The following is a 15,355-nucleotide window of genomic DNA, read 5'->3' on the forward strand; positions in this document are numbered from 1 at the left end:
CCCTGTACCGCCGATGCTATGCTGGCGGCTTGTGCCGCCAGTGCTCGTTCCCACATGTCCCAGAACCAAGACCCCGTGCCCCTGCCCGAAGACCTGCGCGTGCTGCTGACCGTGATCCGCAAGAACGGTTTCGCCGCTGCCGCTGATGAACTGGGCCTGTCCCCGGCCTACGTCAGCAAACGCATCCAGATTCTCGAATCGACCCTCGGCACCCGCCTGCTGCACCGCACCAGTCGCCGGGTGTCGCTGACCGAAGACGGCGAGCGGGTGCAGCGCTGGGCCTTGCGCATCCTCGATGATTTTCAACAACTGCATGACGATCTCGCCGACGCTCACGACAGCCCACGCGGGCGCTTGCACATCTGCAGCAGTTTCGGTTTCGGCCGCAACCATGTGGCGCCTGCGGTTTCGCGGCTGGCCGAGCTTCACCCGCAGTTGCAGATCCGCCTGGACCTGTTCGACCGCGCAGTGGACATCGTCAACGAGGGTTTCGATCTGGAAATCCGCGTCGGCGACGACCTGCCCGGCCAGCACATCGGCCGGCAACTGGTGAGTAACCGCCGGGTGCTGTGCGCTGCGCCCGCATACCTTGAGCGCCGCGGCACACCGCAGACTCTGGACGATCTGCAACAACATGACTGCCTGGTGATCAAGGAGCGCGACAACGCTTTCGGCGTCTGGCATCTGGATCGTGACGGCACACAGGAAAGCGTGCGGGTCAGTGGGCCGCTGTCTTCCAACAACGGCGAGATTGTCCTGCAATGGGCGCTCGACGGACGCGGCGTGTTGCTGCGTTCATTGTGGGATGTGAAACCATTGCTGGAACAGGGCCGACTGCTGCCGGTGCTGGCCGCTTACAGCCAGAGCGCCAATGTCTGGGCGGTGTACCCGACGCGGCTGGCCAACTCCGGAAAGCTGCGGGCGTGTGTGGAGTTTTTGCAGGGGCATTTCAAGGATTTGTCGCTATAGCGGGTGCAACACCAAACCCTTGTAGGAGTGAGCCTGCTCGCGATGGCGGTCATTCAGCCAATGATTATTTCGACTGACACGACGCCATCGCGAGCAGGCGAAGGCCTACAGAGGGCTAGTTGGGTGTCAGGTCAGCCATGGGTTGGCGGCCAGATGTTCGCGCTCGAACGCCTCGATCTGCTCACGCCGCTGCAAGGTACTGCCAATCGCATCCAGCCCCAGCAACAGCGCGGTCTTGCGCAAGTCATCAATCTGGAAATCGATGACTTCACCGTCCGCCAGACGTATCTGCTGCGCCTCCAGATCCACATTGATCAGTACCGTTTCAGGCTGACTCACCAACCGGCCAATGCGCTGCACCTGTGCCTCGTCCAGGGTAATCAGCAACACCCCGTTGCGCTGGCAGTTGTCGTAAAAGATCCCGGCAAAACTGCTGCCGATCAGCGCGCGAATGCCCATTTGCTGCAACCCCCACACCGCGTGTTCGCGGCTGGAACCGCAGCCGAAATTCGCCCCGACTACCAGAAAACTCGCGCCCTGCCAGGCTGGCTGGTTCAACACGAATTCCGGGTTGGGCGTGCCGTCGGCAAGAAAGCGCAGATCGAAAAACAGCCCACGATCCAGTCCCTGACGGTCGATACCCTTGAGAAACTGCTTGGGCATGATCACGTCGGTGTCGACGTTGGCCGCGAGCAGCGGCGCGGCCTGGCCGCTGACTTGCGTGAAGGGTTGCAGGCTCATGGGCGTTCTCCAAAGTGGCGGATGTCGGTGAGGTGGCCGCTGATGGCGGCAGCGGCAACCATCGCCGGACTCATCAGATGGGTGCGCGCCCCGGCACCCTGGCGGCCTTCGAAATTGCGGTTGGTGCTGGAGGCGCAACGGTCGCCGGGCGCGAGCACGTCATCGTTCATCGCCAGGCACATCGAGCAGCCGGACTGGCGCCATTCAAACCCGGCGTCGATGAAGATCTGCGCCAGCCCTTCGGCTTCAGCCTGAGCGCGGACCTCACTGGAGCCGGGCACGATCATCGCCCGCACATGCCCGGCCACCCGCCGACCGCGCACCACGCTGGCGGCGTCACGCAGATCCTCGATCCGCGCGTTGGTGCAGGAGCCGATAAAAGCGTGGCTGATGACGATATCGCGCAGCGCCATCCCCGCCTCCAGGCCCATGTATTGGAGGGCGCGGCGCATGTCCTGACGCAGGATCGGATCGTCGATGCGTTGCGGGTCCGGCACCTGCGCACCGATCGGCGCGGCCTGATCGGGGCTGGTTCCCCAGGTGACCATCGGCTCCAGCAGGCTGGCGTCGAGATGGATTTCGCGGTCGAACACGGCACCGGGATCGCTGCGCAGTTCACGCCACTTTTCCACGCCGCGCGCCCACAGTACGCCTTGTGGTGCGCGGGGTTTGCCGTTGAGATAAGCAAAGACTTTTTCGTCCGGCGCCATGAACGCACCGCGTGCACCGGCTTCGACCGCCATGTTGCAAATGGTCATCCGCGCTTCGACGCTCAGCGCATCGATGGTCGATCCGCAGAACTCGATCGCATAGCCAGTGGCGCCCGACGCACCGATGCGGCCGATCAGCGCCATGATCACGTCCTTCGACGTCAGCCCCGGCACCAGTTCGCCATCCACCGTCACGCGCATGCTTTTCAGACGTTTGTAGACCAGCGTCTGCGAGGCCAGCAGGTGCTCGATTTCCGAGGTGCCAATGCCAAATCCGAACGCCCCCAGCGCACCGTACGTGGTGGTGTGGCTGTCACCGGCAGCGATGACCATGCCCGGCAGAATGAAGCCTTGCTCCGGGGCGATCACATGCTCGATGCCCTGACGTTTATCGAGGATATCCAGCAGTTCGATGCCGAAATCCCGGCAGTTCTCCGCCAGATACGACACCTGCCGCGCACCGCCGGCATCAGGCATCGCCGCCACCCGTTTGGGGGTGGTCGGGTTGACGTGATCGACCACCGCCAACGCCGTACCCGGCCGCCAGACCTTGCGCCCGGCAGCACGCAGACCGCTGAACGCCTGCGGGCTGGTGTATTCGTTGATCACCTGGCGATCGATATACAGCAGCACATGGCCCTGATCGTCGAGGCGGCACACGGTGTGCGAATCGATGTGTTTGTCGTAGAGGGTTCTGGGGCTCATCAGGGCGCTCGCTCAGGGAATCCGGTGTTTTCCATCATAGGGAGCGCTTTGATCGCATCAATTGCCAGGCAGTGAGAGCGGCGTTCATGAATCGTGTTTGATCGGCTGATCAATGACTGCCTCTGTGGGAGCGGGCTTGCTCGCGAAGGCGTCGCGTCAGTCGACATCAAAGTTGAATGATCTACCGCATTCGCGAGCAAGCTCGCTCCCACAGGGGTTGGTGGTGACTGGGGGAATTGCGAAACATTTGCTTTCATATCACCTTTCGGGATTTCTCCGGCTCATCCGTCCTATAGAGATGCAGGCCGTTCGCACAGGCAACAGCCACGACCGCGCCTTTTGCGGACACCCGCGCTGCGAAGCCCGTAGCCGCGTGCCCTTTCATCGAAATCAAGACGCGCAATCATGTCGAAGAAATCCCGTTCCAAACTGTGGTTCCTGGTGCATAGCTGGCTCGCGCTGCCGATCTGGTGTTTTGTCCTGATCGTCTGTGTCACCGGCACGCTGGCGGTGGTCAGTCAGGAAATCGTCTGGCTGGCCAACCCGCAAATGCGCGCCAGCCAGCCATCGGATGACGCACCGCGGCTCAGTTACGATCAAGTGCTGGCCGCGATCAAACAGGCCGAACCGCAGACGCTGGTGGAAAGCATCAGCCGCCCCGACGAATCGCACTTCGCCCTCGATGTCGAGGTCAGCTACCCCGACGGCCGCTCGCAGACGGTCTACGTCAACCCGTACACCGGGGTGATCCAGGGCCCGGCGCCGGACTTCAACTTCAAGGCGTTCACCCGCGCCCTGCACGGCTGGTGGCTGGTGCCGTTCACCAATGGTTTCAGCTGGGGCTGGTACCTGGTGTCGTTCCTCGGCCTGCCGATGCTCGCTTCGCTGGTCACCGGGCTGGTGGTGTACAAGCGTTTCTGGAAAGGTTTCTTCAAACCCACCCTGCGTTTTCGCCACGGTGCGCGGATCTTCTGGGGCGACTTCCATCGACTGAGCGGCATCTGGTCGATCTGGTTCATCGCGGTGATCTCGATCACCGGCACCTGGTTTTTGATCCAGGCCATTCTGGCCGACAACCAGGTGTCGATCAGCAGCGAGCCGATCATTCCCGCCATGTCCCGGGAAAGCGTACCGATGTCGAGCGACGCCAGTCCTCCCCCACGGATCAGCCTTGATCGCGCGGTGCAGATCGCCGAACAGCACATCCCCGGGCTGGAAGTCAGTTTCGTCAGCCTGCCGGGCAATGCCTACAGCCACTTGAGCCTTGGCGGGCGCGGCTGGTATCCATTGATGTTCCAGACCGCCACGCTCAACCCGTACAACGGTGAGATGGCCGCCACGCGACTGCTGACTGACCGCTCCTCGCTGGAGTTCGTCACCGAGTCGATGCGCCCGCTGCACACCGGTGATTTCGGCGGTCTGTGGATCAAACTGATCTGGTTCTTCTTCGGTCTGCTGCTGAGCATGATGGTCCTCAGCGGCCTGTTGATCTGGACCAAGCGCACCGCGCTGGCCACCGCCAACGCGCTCAAGCGCGAAAATAAAAAGGCCCGCAGCCCCCGCGTCAGCCGTGAACCGGCGGAGGTCAGTCCGTGAGCCAGTCCAACCGCACTGCCCAACCGTCCGCCCTGCGCCGCTTCTGGCACAAATGGCGCTTTCACCTGAACGCCTTGTTGCTGCTGATTCCGTTGGGCTTCATGCCCAAGTATTTCGCCGATGCCGCGCTGTTTCGCGGTGACGTCGGCCTCGGTGAGCATGAGGTCGGCGAAATTCAGGTCGGCCCGTGGAGCCTGCGCCTGGCCGAACTGCGTAACGAAGCACCGCGCCTTAGCGGCCCCGCCGGCTACATGAAGGACTTCAATGCCGCCCTGTGCGATGCCTGTGTCGAACAGGTCAAGGCCACCTACCTGCGCATCGGCAAACCGCGCAGCCTGCGCGCCGCCGGGGTGATTTTCTTTGGCACGCCGTATCGCATGGGCGCGCAATTGCCGGTGGCGGAAAAGACCAAAGCCGATGCCGAACTGTGGATCACCATGGAAGGCTGGGACGGCAGCATGCATCAGGCCTCGATTCCCCTGAGCCAGGCCTCCCCCGCCACCCTCGCCTGGCTGAACCAACAAGGAGCCAAACCATGAACCGCGTTCAACGCCCTTCCCGCCTGCAGTTGCGCGCCGCGTTGCTGATGCTGTGCGCAGGTTTCAGCGCCGGCGCCCTGGCCCATAACCCGATGTGCGAATGCAAAGCCGTCGATGCCGAGCAGATCAAATGCACCGGCGGCTTCTCCGACGGCAGCGGCGCACCGGGGGTGACCCTCGATGTGATCGGTTACGACGAAACCATTCTGCTGCCGGGCAAGCTCGGCGCCGACTCGACCGTGACGTTCAAAAAACCGGCGGCCGAGTTTTATGTGCTGTTCGACGCCGGCCCCGGCCACGTTGTGGAAATCGACCAAGCCGACATCGAGGCCCCATGAGCACGCCCACCACCCAAGTCGTCCGCCCGGCCGGTGCCGGGCATGAAACCCTCAATGTTCTGCTGTTGTGTTTACTGATCCTTGCCGTCGCCGGATCAGTGGTGGCATGGCGCGGGGTGTCCCATGAACCGGAGCCGGTTTCCAGCCATCAACTCGATGCACGGCGCGACCTGAGTGCCGCCGAGCAAGGCATCTATGCCGACCTGCGGGTGACCCTCGACGAGATCCGCCTGCTGCGTGAAGAGCAGCAAAGCCTGCCGACCCCGCAAAATCTGGCCGAGGAAGGTTTCGCCCCGTTCGCTCAGGACGCCAGTTCGGTCAGCCGTGGCGGGCATGCCTGGCAATTGCTGGCGGACCGCGCCTATTTCGGCCACAGCCAGGCGCCCGCCGTCGCCGGTTCGTTCGTGATGCGGCTGAGCGCCGACGCCACTGCCGCGCCGGACATCTGGCTCAACCGCGCCGCCGAGCTGCAGACACCCACCGAACTGAATGACGCCGCGCTGTCCGCCGCAGGCTGGAAACAGATCGTCGCGCAGTTCGATGCCGGCGTGACACGCGAGCATCGCCACTGAACCTTCGCCTTCACCCGAGAGAAGACCGCTTGCCCATGCTTATTTCCCTGACTCGCCGTCCCCTCCTGCGCACCCTGCTGTTAGGCCTGTGCGCGTGCCTCCTGAGCCCGCTGGCCAGCGCCGATCCGGGCAAACGCCTGCGCATCGGCATCACCCTGCACCCGTATTACAGCTATGTGGCGAATATCGTCGGCGACAAGGCCGAGGTGGTGCCGCTGATTCCCGCCGGCTTCAACCCGCACGCCTACGAGCCACGCGCCGAAGACATCAAGCGCATCAGCGGGCTGGATGTGATCGTGCTCAACGGGGTCGGTCATGACGACTTCGCCGACCGCATGATCGCCGCCAGCGAAACGCCGAACATCAAGACCATCGAAGCCAACGAAAACGTGCCGCTGCTGGCGGCCACCGGTACCGCTGCGCGCGGCGCCGGCAAAGTGGTCAACCCCCACACCTTCCTGTCGATCAGCGCCTCGATTGCCCAGGTCAACAACATCGCCCGCGAGCTGGGCAAACTCGATCCGGACAACGCCAGGGCCTACACCCAGAACGCCCGCGCCTACGGCAAACGCCTGCGGCAGATGCGCGCCGATGCGCTGGCCAAACTGACTCAGGCACCGAACGCCGAACTGCGCGTGGCCACGGTGCACGCCGCGTACGACTATCTGCTGCGCGAATTCGGCCTGGAAGTGACGGCCGTGGTCGAGCCGGCCCACGGCATCGAACCCAGTCCGAGCCAGTTGAAAAAGACCATCGACCAACTGCGCGAACTCGACGTGAAGGTGATCTTCTCGGAGATGGATTTCCCTTCCACCTACGTCGAAACCATCCAGCGTGAGTCCGGCGTGAAGCTGTACCCGCTGTCGCACATTTCCTATGGCGAATACAGCGCCGACAAGTACGAAAAGGAAATGACCGGCAACCTCGACACCGTGGTGCGGGCGATTCAGGAGTCCGGGGCATGACAGCAAAAGAAACCCTCTCTGACACCCCGCCATCCCCTGTGGGAGCGGGCTTGCTCGCGAAAGCGCCGGATCAGCCAACATCTTTATCGAATGACACACCGCATTCGCGAGCAAGCTCGCTCCCACAAGATGACCGGCAACCTCGACACCGTGGTGCGGGCGATTCAGGAGTCCGGGGCATGACAGCAAAAGAAACCCTCTCTGACACCCCGCCATCCCCTGTGGGAGCGGGCTTGCTCGCGAAGGCGCCGGGTCAGCCAACATCTTTATCGAATGACACACCGCATTCGCGAGCAAGCTCGCTCCCACAAGATGACCGGCAACCTCGACACCGTGGTGCGAGCGATTCAGGAGTCCGGGGCATGACAGCAAAAGAAACCCTCTCTGACACCCCGCCATCCCCTGTGGGAGCGAGCCTGCTCGCGAAGGCGCCGGGTCAGCCAACATCTTTATCGAATGACACACCGCATTCGCGAGCAAGCTCGCTCCCACAAGATGACCGGCAACCTCGACACCGTGGTGCGGGCGATTCAGGAGTCCGGGGCATGACAGCAAAAGAAACCCTCTCTGACACCCCGCCATCCCCTGTGGGAGCGAGCCTGCTCGCGAAGGCGCCGGGTCAGCCAACATCTTTATCGAATGACACACCGCATTCGCGAGCAAGCTCGCTCCCACAAGATGACCGGCAACCTCGACACCGTTGTGCGGGCGATTCAGGAGTCCGGGGCATGACAGCAAAAGAAACCCTCTCTGACACCCCGCCATCCCCTGTGGGAGCGAGCTTGCTCGCGAAGGCGCCGGGTCAGCCAACATCTTTATCGAATGACACACCGCATTCGCGAGCAAGCTCGCTCCCACAGGGATTGGGACCGACTCTGGATTTTGCGGGAGTCTCTCTGACCCTCGGGCGCACCACGATCCTCGACAACGTGACCTTTCAGGTGCAACCCGGCCACGTGCACGCCCTGGTCGGCCCCAACGGCGGTGGCAAGAGTTCGCTGATCAAGACCTTGCTCGGGCAAATGCCGCATCAAGGCCAGTTGAGCCTGCACTGGCCCGGCCAACCCGGCACCATCGGCTACGTGCCGCAGGCGCTGGAGTTCGATCGCGGCCTGCCGATGACCGTCGACGACTTCATGGCCGCCATGTGCCAGCGCCGCCCGGCGTTTCTCGGCCTTAGCAAGCACTACGCCAAGGCCATCGGCGAGGCGCTGGAACGGGTCGGCATGCAGGACAAACGCAAGCGGCGCATGGGCGCGTTGTCCGGTGGCGAACGGCAGCGCGTGTTGCTCGCTCAAGGCTTGATCCCGGCTCCGCAATTGCTGGTGCTGGATGAGCCGATGTCGGCCCTCGACGAAGCCGGGATCCAGGTGTTCGAACGCCTGCTCGGCGACTGGCGCGCCGCTGGCATCACCGTGCTGTGGATCGAGCACGATCTGGAAGCGGTCAAGCGTCTGGCCGACCGGGTCACCGGTCTCAACCGCCGCGTGCTGTTCGACGCTACGCCGCAACAGGCACTGACCCCGGAACGCCTGTTGAGTCTGTTTTCCACCCATCCACGGAGCGCGGTCTGATGAGTTACGAAGCCTTTCGTCTGATGGTTCAGGGCTGGGCGTCGTCCGGTTACCTGCCGGAAGCGCTGGCCTACGGCTTTGTGGTCAACGCATTGCTCGCCGGCCTGTTGATCGGTCCGGTGCTCGGTGGCCTCGGCACGCTGGTGGTGGTCAAGCGCTTTGCGTTTTTCTCCGAAGCGGTCGGGCACGCGGCGCTGACCGGCGTGGCCATCGGCATTCTGCTCGGCGAACCCTACACCGGGCCGTACGGCAGCCTGTTCGGTTACTGCCTGTTGTTCGGCATCCTGCTCAACTACCTGCGCAACCGCACCGGCCTGGCGCCCGACACCCTGATCGGCGTGTTTCTCTCGGTGTCGCTGGCGCTTGGCGCGAGCCTGCTGTTGATTCTGGCCGGCAAGATCAACGTGCACATTCTGGAGAACGTGCTGTTCGGTTCGGTGCTCACCGTCAACGGCAACGATCTGCTGGTGCTGGCCATCGTCGGTTCGCTGGTCATGGCGCTGGCGCTGCCGTTGTACAACCGGATCATGCTCGCCAGTTTCAACCCGCAACTGGCGGCGGTGCGCGGCGTCGCGGTGAAGACTCTGGATTACCTGTTCGTGATTCTGGTGACGCTGATCACCGTCGCGGCGGTGAAGGTCATCGGCGCGATTCTGGTCGGCGCATTGCTGGTGATTCCGGCGGCGGCAGCGCGCTTGCTCAGCCAGTCGCTCAAGGGCTTCTTCTGGTGCTCGGTGCTGATTGCTACCGTCAGCACGCTGTGCGGGATCCTCGCGCCGATCGTCTTCGATCTGCCGATCCCGTCCGGCGCCGCGATCATTCTGGTCGCCGGCATCGCCTTCGCCCTCGCCGCCATCGCGCGCGGGGTTGTCCCGAGTCTGAAAGGGAACCTTGGATAAATGATATTCTCACTGCGAAAACTGACCCTGGCCATGGCCCTGTGCGGCGTGGTCGGCAGCCCGTTGCTGGCGGCTGAAAACACCAAACCATTGCGCGTACTGGCCTCGCTGCCCATCACCTACGGCCTCGGCGAAGTGCTGCTCAAAGGCACCGACGTCAGCCTGGAGCGCGCGGCCCCGGCGAATCTGCCGGGCAGCCGTCAGACCGCATACTTCACCGGTCGCGGCGCTCCGGCGCTGGGCAAACTGGCGAGCAATGCCGACGCGGTGATCGGCGTGCGCTCGCTGTGGGCCGATGATCCGCTGTACCCGATCGCGCGGCGCAGCAACATTCGCATTGTCGAAGTCGACGCGGCGCGCCCGGTTGATGGCGCCCTGCCGGGGATCGCCGTGCAACCGGGGCTGAAGGTCGATGGCTTGAACAGTCAGCCATGGCTGGCGAGCAACAACATGGGACGGATGGCCGACGTGATCGCGGCGGATCTGGTGCGTCTGGCGCCGTCCGCCAAGCCGAAGATCGAGGCTAATCTGGCGGCACTGAAACAGCGCCTGCTCAAGCTCAGCGCCGACAGCGAAGCGCGCCTGGCCGAGGCTGAAAACCTGAGCGTGATGAGCCTCAGCGATCACTTCGGTTACCTGATCGGCAGCCTGAATCTGGAGCTGATCGGCCAGGACGCGCGAGCAGATGCCGAGTGGACAGCCGAAGATCTGAAGAAGCTCACGGCGACGCTGAAGGACAACGACGTGGCGATGGTGCTGCATCATCGTCAGCCGTCGGAAGCGGTGAAAGCGGCGATTGCCGAGTCGGGGAGTCATTTGCTGGTGTTGAGCACCGATGCCGAAGATCCGGTGGCGGAGCTGGAAGGCAATGTCGATTTGCTGCTCAAGGAGTTGAGTGGGGCGTAGTTTCAGTTACACCGCGTTATCGTTCTTCGCGAGCAAGCCCGCTCCCACAGGGGGGTTGTGTGCAGCGCAGATCCAATGTGGGAGCGGGCTTGCTCGCGAAGAGGCCCGCCAGAACAACACCATTGCGAGCAATGAAAAAACCCGCTGCCTGTCACCAGTCCAGCGGGTTTGTTTTTGCCTGGCAGATTATTGAGCGGCCGCCTGCCCTTCCATCTTCTGTCGCAGGCTCAGCGGACGCATGTCGGTCCAGACTTCTTCAATGTAGGCCAGGCATTCCTTCTTCAGGCCGCTCTTGCCCACGGTGCGCCAGCCCTCCGGCACGGCTTTGTAATCCGGCCAGATCGAGTATTGCTCTTCGTGGTTGACCACGACCTGAAAGAGGATGTCCTCGCGGTCGAATACTGACGTCATGCTGGTTCTCCATCGTTGTAAGGGTGGGCTGCACCAGGGGTGCAGCCGGGTATGTAGATAGAACGTTCGGCGCTGCGAAAAATTTACTCGGCGGCGGCGGCGGTGGCGGCGGCCAGGGCCCGGCCGAAGATCTCGGCGACGCGGTCGATTTCGGCGGCGGTGATCACCAGCGGCGGCAGGAAGCGCACCACCGCACCATGCCGGCCGCCCAGTTCGAGAATCAGCCCACGCTTGAGGCATTCGCGCTGCACCAACGGTGCCAGACGTGCGAACGCGGGTGGGTGACCGAGCGCATCCGGCGCGCCGTTCGGATCAACCAGTTCGACGCCGAGCATCAAGCCACGACCACGAATGTCGCCCAGTTGCGGGAAGTCGCGTTGCAGGATGCGCAGGTGTTCGCTCAGGCGTTCGCCCATGGCGGCGGCGTGTTCGCAGACCTTGTGTTCAAGCAGATAACGCATCACCGCGGAACCGGCGGCCATCGCCATCTGATTGCCACGGAACGTGCCCGCATGGGCACCCGGTTGCCAGGTGTCGAGCCAGTCGCGATAGACCACCACCGCCAGCGGCAGGCTGCCGCCGATGGCTTTGGACAACACCACCACGTCAGGGACAATACCGGCATGTTCGAAGGCAAACATTTTGCCGGTGCGGGCGAATCCGCTCTGGATCTCGTCGACGATCAGCGCCACACCGGCCTTCTCGGTGATCCGACGCAAGCCGCGCAGCCACTCGATATCGGCCGGGATCACCCCGCCCTCGCCCTGCACCGCTTCGACAATCACCGCTGCCGGCAACTGCACACCGGCCTCAGGATCATTAAGCAGGTTTTCCAGATAACTCAGGTTGGCTTTGACCCCGGCCGCGCCGCCGAGACCGAACGGGCAACGGTAGTCATAAGGGAACGGCATGAATTGCACACCGTTGCTGAGCAAGGCGCCCAGCGGCTTTTTTGGCCCCAGACTGCCCATCAGGCTCAATGCGCCTTGGCTCATGCCGTGATAACCGCCGGAGAACGACAACACCGTGCTGCGCCCGGTGGCGGTGCGCACCAGTTTCAACGCGGCTTCCACCGCATCGGTACCGGTCGGGCCGCAGAACTGGATTTTCGCTTCGGCCGCCAGTAATGGCGGCAGCAAACCGAACAGGTCCTGGACGAACTGATCCTTCACTGGCGTGGTCAGGTCGAGGGTGTGCAGCGGCAGCTCATCGGCCAGCACTTGCTGGATCGCCTCGATTACCACCGGGTGGTTGTGCCCCAAGGCCAGAGTCCCGGCACCGGCCAGGCAATCGATGAAGGTCCGGCCTTCGACATCTTCGACATACAGGCCCTTGGCGCGCTTGAGTGCCAGCGGAATGCGTCGCGGATAGCTGCGGGCATTGGATTCCTGCTGGCTCTGCCGGGCCAGTAGTGGTGATTCGTTGAACTGATACAGGGTTTCCGCCGTCGCGGAGCTGATCCGGGCCGACGACTCTTCGATAAGGCTGGTGGCGACTGACATCTCTCGACCCCTCAATACGCTATGGATAGTGACCAAAACAGCACACTGCACAGGTGCGCGTTCCGGTCGCGGGGCGCACATGCAGGTTTTCCTGTTCTGGAAACGCTTAAGCGGGGCGAGGATTTAGACCCTTGATCGAGATGTCAGTCGGACAATGGCAACAGCTTGTGCAGCGTAACGCGGTGCAAGCCCTGATCGCTGGCGCGTGGCACTGCATCGCAGTAGCCCAGATGCCGATAAAAAGCCGCGCCGCTACGTGTGCTGGCGATGCGCGCCTGCGGCACACCACGAATCCGCAGCCAGCCTTCAAGGTCGGTCATCAGGGCGCGCCCTGCGCCACGGCGAAACCATTCCGGCTGCACATGACAAAAGCCTATCTCACCGCTGGCCGTGGCCATGCCGACACCCACCGGTTTGTCCTGCAACAAGGCGATATTCAGGTAGCAATGCGCGTCGGCAAGGTGCGCGCTGATGACGTCGGCAGATTGTCGGCCGATCCAGCGGCTGACCAGTTGCGGATCGTTGCGGTGTTCGAGCGCACAACCGACGCGAATCGATCGCTCGATGATGCGACTGATGATGCCGGCGTCGGCAGGTTTCGCCGGGCAGATGCAGATCGATGCTTCCATGGCGCGTTCCCTCAATCCATTGAGTCAGAGCAGCCCCGACCTTAACGCCGAGGCCGGCGAATCACCAACGCAGAGACGTTACATTTGATGTGCCACACCACGGATCCCCTAATGTGGGAGCGGGCTTGCTCGCGAAGGCGGCGTGCCAGTCAGCAACCTGTCGACTGACCGGACGCCTTCGCGAGCAAGCCCGCTCCCACAGCGGATTTTTGCTGGTTCAGACAGGTTGCAGCGGCATGGTCAACTCGACGCGCAAGCCATCCGGCCGGCTGTCGAAATGCAGGGTGCAGGCGCAGCGCTGGACGATGGCTTGCACGATGGCCAGGCCGAGACCGCAGCCGGTGCTCTGACCGTTGCGCCAGAAGCGTTGGGTCAGGTGCTGCAGATCTTCAGCCGCAATTCCGGGACCGTGGTCGCGCACCACAAAACGGGCGCGCTGGCCGACCGTTTCCAGGCTCAGCTCCACCTCAGCGTCTGCCGGGGTATGGCGCAGGGCGTTGTCGAGCAGATTGCGCAACGCGGCAATCGACAGCACCGCCGGCATTTGCACCGGCGCACTGGAGAGCTGCTTGGGCAATTGCAGCTTGATGCGCTGACGCTCGCCACCAGCCGCATCCTGCATCGCCAGTTTCGCCACCTGTTCGGCGCTGCACTGCACGCCGTCATCGAACGACAGACTGCCCTCGACCCGCGCCAGCAACAGCAGTTGCTCAAGGGTGCGGTGCATACGGTCGGCACCCTCTTCGGCGCGTGCCAGCGACTGATCGCGGGCACTGCCTTCGGTCATGCGTGCCACTTGCAGGTGGGTCTTGATCGCCGTCAACGGGCTGCGCAGTTCGTGGGCGGCGTCACCGGTCAGGCGACGCTCGCGTTCGATGGTCTTGCCAATGCGCTGGAACAGCTGGTTCTGCGTATCCAGCAGAGGTTTCAGTTCGCTGGGAAACGACTGCAATTGCAAAGGTTCCAGCGAGTCGGCGTTACGTCGCATCAGTGCTTCACGCAGACGATTGAGCGGCGCCAGGCCCTGACCGATGCCCAACCACAGCAGGCACAGGCAACCGAGCAACGCCACGCCGACCGGCACCGAGGCCGCCAGCAAAATCGACATGTTCAGCGCTTCGCGTTCGATCTGCCGATCAGCGGTGGTGATCCGCACATCGCCCCTGGCCAGGGTGAAACTGCGCCACGGCGCGCCATCGATCAGCTGGTCATGGAAGCCCATCTTTTCCGCTTCCAGGGTTTGCTCGGGGCTGCTGTGGCTGCGTGCCAGAATCTCCCCGCGCAACGAACTGACCTGACAGGCCATGCCGCCGGGAATGTTCAGTTGTTCGGCACTGAAATGGGTGCCCTCGCCCTTGCTCGGCAGCGCCGGCAGTTGCTCCAGCAGCCCGGCGACCATGCGCGCCGAGGCTACCAGCCGCTGGTCGAGGGAAAACATCATCTGATTGCGCAAGTCGCTGAGCATCCAGGCCGCAGCCAGTGCCCAGATCAGGGCGAACGCGGCGCCGAGGGTCAGACTCAGGCGCAGACGCAGACTCATCACTTCTGTTGTTCTCCACCATCGGCCGGCCCGAGGCGATAACCCAGACCGCGCACGGTTTCGACGATGCCCTTGCCGAGTTTGCTGCGCAGGTGATGGATATGCACGTTCAGCGCGTTGCTCTCCAACTCGTCATTGAAGCCGTAGACGCTGTCCTTCAACTGCTCGGTGGACAGCACTCGGCCACGGTTGTGCAGCAGCGCCTGCAACAGCGATTGCTCGCGGCGCGACAAGTCCACCGGTTGCCCGGCCAACGTGGTTTCGCGGCTGCTTGGATCGTAGGTCAGTGCGCCGTGCTCGATCAGGTTGACGCTGCGCCCGGCGACCCGGCGCAGCAGGGTTTGCAGACGGGCGAACAATTCCCGCAGATCGAAGGGTTTGAGCAGGTAATCGTCAGCCCCGGCCTGCAAGCCATCGACCCGGTCGGTCACCGAGTCGCGTGCGGTCAGGATCAGCACCGGAATTTCCAGGCCCTGCTGACGCAGTTGTTGCAGCAACTTGAGGCCATCTTCGTCGGGCAAGCCGAGATCGAGCACCATCACGTCGAATTCGGCAACCTTGAGCATCGCTCGCGCTTTCGAGGCGGTGTTGACGTGCTCGACCGTCAGGCCCTGCGCCGTGAGACCGGCAACGATACCGCTGGCGATCAGTTCATCGTCTTCGCAAACCAGTACGTGCATGATCCGTCCCGTAGAAAAAAGCCGATTAGGCCGTTGGCCGATTAAGCTGACATTATGGCGCCCAACGCCACAGCGACAA

General features: G+C 63.1%; 16 protein-coding genes. 9 read left to right on the plus strand and 7 right to left on the minus strand.

The features are described from left to right. Positions 1-18: 18 nt before the first annotated feature. Positions 19-969: a LysR substrate-binding domain-containing protein gene (locus ACOYXI_RS10335; protein ID WP_135296269.1), complete on the plus strand. Its 951-nt coding sequence runs from the start codon at positions 19-21 to the stop codon at positions 967-969. A 126-nt stretch (positions 970-1,095) separates the two neighbouring features. Here the strand turns inward: ACOYXI_RS10335 and leuD are convergent, their stop codons facing one another. Together leuD and leuC are read right to left on the minus strand one after the other, a co-directional pair. Further along, positions 1,096-1,710: a 3-isopropylmalate dehydratase small subunit gene (leuD, locus tag ACOYXI_RS10340; protein WP_134786979.1), complete on the minus strand. Its 615-nt coding sequence runs from the start codon at positions 1,708-1,710 to the stop codon at positions 1,096-1,098. Beyond that, positions 1,707-3,125 (minus strand): 3-isopropylmalate dehydratase large subunit, encoded by a 1,419-nt coding sequence (gene leuC / locus ACOYXI_RS10345; RefSeq protein WP_461674808.1) that lies wholly within the window; start codon positions 3,123-3,125, stop codon positions 1,707-1,709. The genes leuD and leuC overlap by 4 nt, the downstream gene beginning before the upstream one ends. Before the next feature lie 405 nt (positions 3,126-3,530). Between leuC and ACOYXI_RS10350 the strand changes: the two genes are divergently transcribed. The 8 genes from ACOYXI_RS10350 (at position 3,531) to ACOYXI_RS10385 (ending at position 10,514) form a co-directional block, all read left to right on the plus strand. Beyond that, a complete protein-coding gene (locus ACOYXI_RS10350) occupies positions 3,531-4,721 on the plus strand; it encodes a PepSY-associated TM helix domain-containing protein (protein ID WP_134786981.1) in 1,191 nt (396 codons plus the stop codon). Beyond that, positions 4,718-5,260 carry a thiamine pyrophosphate-binding protein gene (locus tag ACOYXI_RS10355; protein ID WP_095137357.1) on the plus strand — a complete coding sequence of 181 codons (543 nt, stop codon included), beginning with the start codon at positions 4,718-4,720 and terminating at the stop codon, positions 5,258-5,260. The genes ACOYXI_RS10350 and ACOYXI_RS10355 overlap by 4 nt, the downstream gene beginning before the upstream one ends. Next, a complete protein-coding gene (locus tag ACOYXI_RS10360) occupies positions 5,257-5,598 on the plus strand; it encodes a hypothetical protein (protein WP_097088250.1) in 342 nt (113 codons plus the stop codon). Before ACOYXI_RS10355 ends, ACOYXI_RS10360 begins: the two co-directional genes overlap by 4 nt. Beyond that, positions 5,595-6,170 carry a DUF6162 family protein gene (locus tag ACOYXI_RS10365; protein ID WP_461674809.1) on the plus strand — a complete coding sequence of 192 codons (576 nt, stop codon included), beginning with the start codon at positions 5,595-5,597 and terminating at the stop codon, positions 6,168-6,170. The genes ACOYXI_RS10360 and ACOYXI_RS10365 overlap by 4 nt, the downstream gene beginning before the upstream one ends. A gap of 35 nt (positions 6,171-6,205) precedes the next feature. Next, positions 6,206-7,135 (plus strand): metal ABC transporter substrate-binding protein, encoded by a 930-nt coding sequence (locus ACOYXI_RS10370; protein WP_134786984.1) that lies wholly within the window; start codon positions 6,206-6,208, stop codon positions 7,133-7,135. Between the two features lie 728 nt (positions 7,136-7,863). Continuing rightward, on the plus strand, positions 7,864-8,709 hold the full coding sequence (locus ACOYXI_RS10375; RefSeq protein ID WP_461674810.1) for a metal ABC transporter ATP-binding protein: 846 nt from the start codon (positions 7,864-7,866) through the stop codon (positions 8,707-8,709). After that, complete coding sequence (locus ACOYXI_RS10380) at positions 8,709-9,608, plus strand: metal ABC transporter permease (protein WP_003226663.1); 900 nt, start codon at positions 8,709-8,711, stop codon at positions 9,606-9,608. The genes ACOYXI_RS10375 and ACOYXI_RS10380 overlap by 1 nt, the downstream gene beginning before the upstream one ends. Then, positions 9,609-10,514: a metal ABC transporter substrate-binding protein gene (locus ACOYXI_RS10385; RefSeq protein WP_210558397.1), complete on the plus strand. Its 906-nt coding sequence runs from the start codon at positions 9,609-9,611 to the stop codon at positions 10,512-10,514. 186 nt (positions 10,515-10,700) lie between these two features. Here ACOYXI_RS10385 and ACOYXI_RS10390 read toward each other — a convergent pair whose 3' ends face one another. The 5 genes from ACOYXI_RS10390 to ACOYXI_RS10410 all read right to left on the minus strand — a co-directional run bounded on the left by ACOYXI_RS10390 (position 10,701) and on the right by ACOYXI_RS10410 (position 15,276). Next, complete coding sequence (locus ACOYXI_RS10390; RefSeq protein WP_003226665.1) at positions 10,701-10,925, minus strand: MbtH family protein; 225 nt, start codon at positions 10,923-10,925, stop codon at positions 10,701-10,703. An 83-nt stretch (positions 10,926-11,008) separates the two neighbouring features. Then, positions 11,009-12,427: a diaminobutyrate--2-oxoglutarate transaminase gene (locus tag ACOYXI_RS10395; RefSeq protein WP_461674811.1), complete on the minus strand. Its 1,419-nt coding sequence runs from the start codon at positions 12,425-12,427 to the stop codon at positions 11,009-11,011. A 143-nt stretch (positions 12,428-12,570) separates the two neighbouring features. After that, on the minus strand, positions 12,571-13,056 hold the full coding sequence (locus ACOYXI_RS10400; protein WP_134786987.1) for a GNAT family N-acetyltransferase: 486 nt from the start codon (positions 13,054-13,056) through the stop codon (positions 12,571-12,573). 217 nt (positions 13,057-13,273) lie between these two features. Next, a complete protein-coding gene (locus ACOYXI_RS10405; RefSeq protein ID WP_134786988.1) occupies positions 13,274-14,596 on the minus strand; it encodes an ATP-binding protein in 1,323 nt (440 codons plus the stop codon). Then, positions 14,596-15,276, minus strand: a complete 681-nt coding sequence (locus ACOYXI_RS10410) for a response regulator (protein ID WP_007969056.1) — start codon at positions 15,274-15,276, stop codon at positions 14,596-14,598. Before ACOYXI_RS10410 ends, ACOYXI_RS10405 begins: the two co-directional genes overlap by 1 nt. Positions 15,277-15,355 lie beyond the last annotated feature (79 nt).

This window comes from Pseudomonas sp. G3-19 (genome assembly GCF_054855875.1).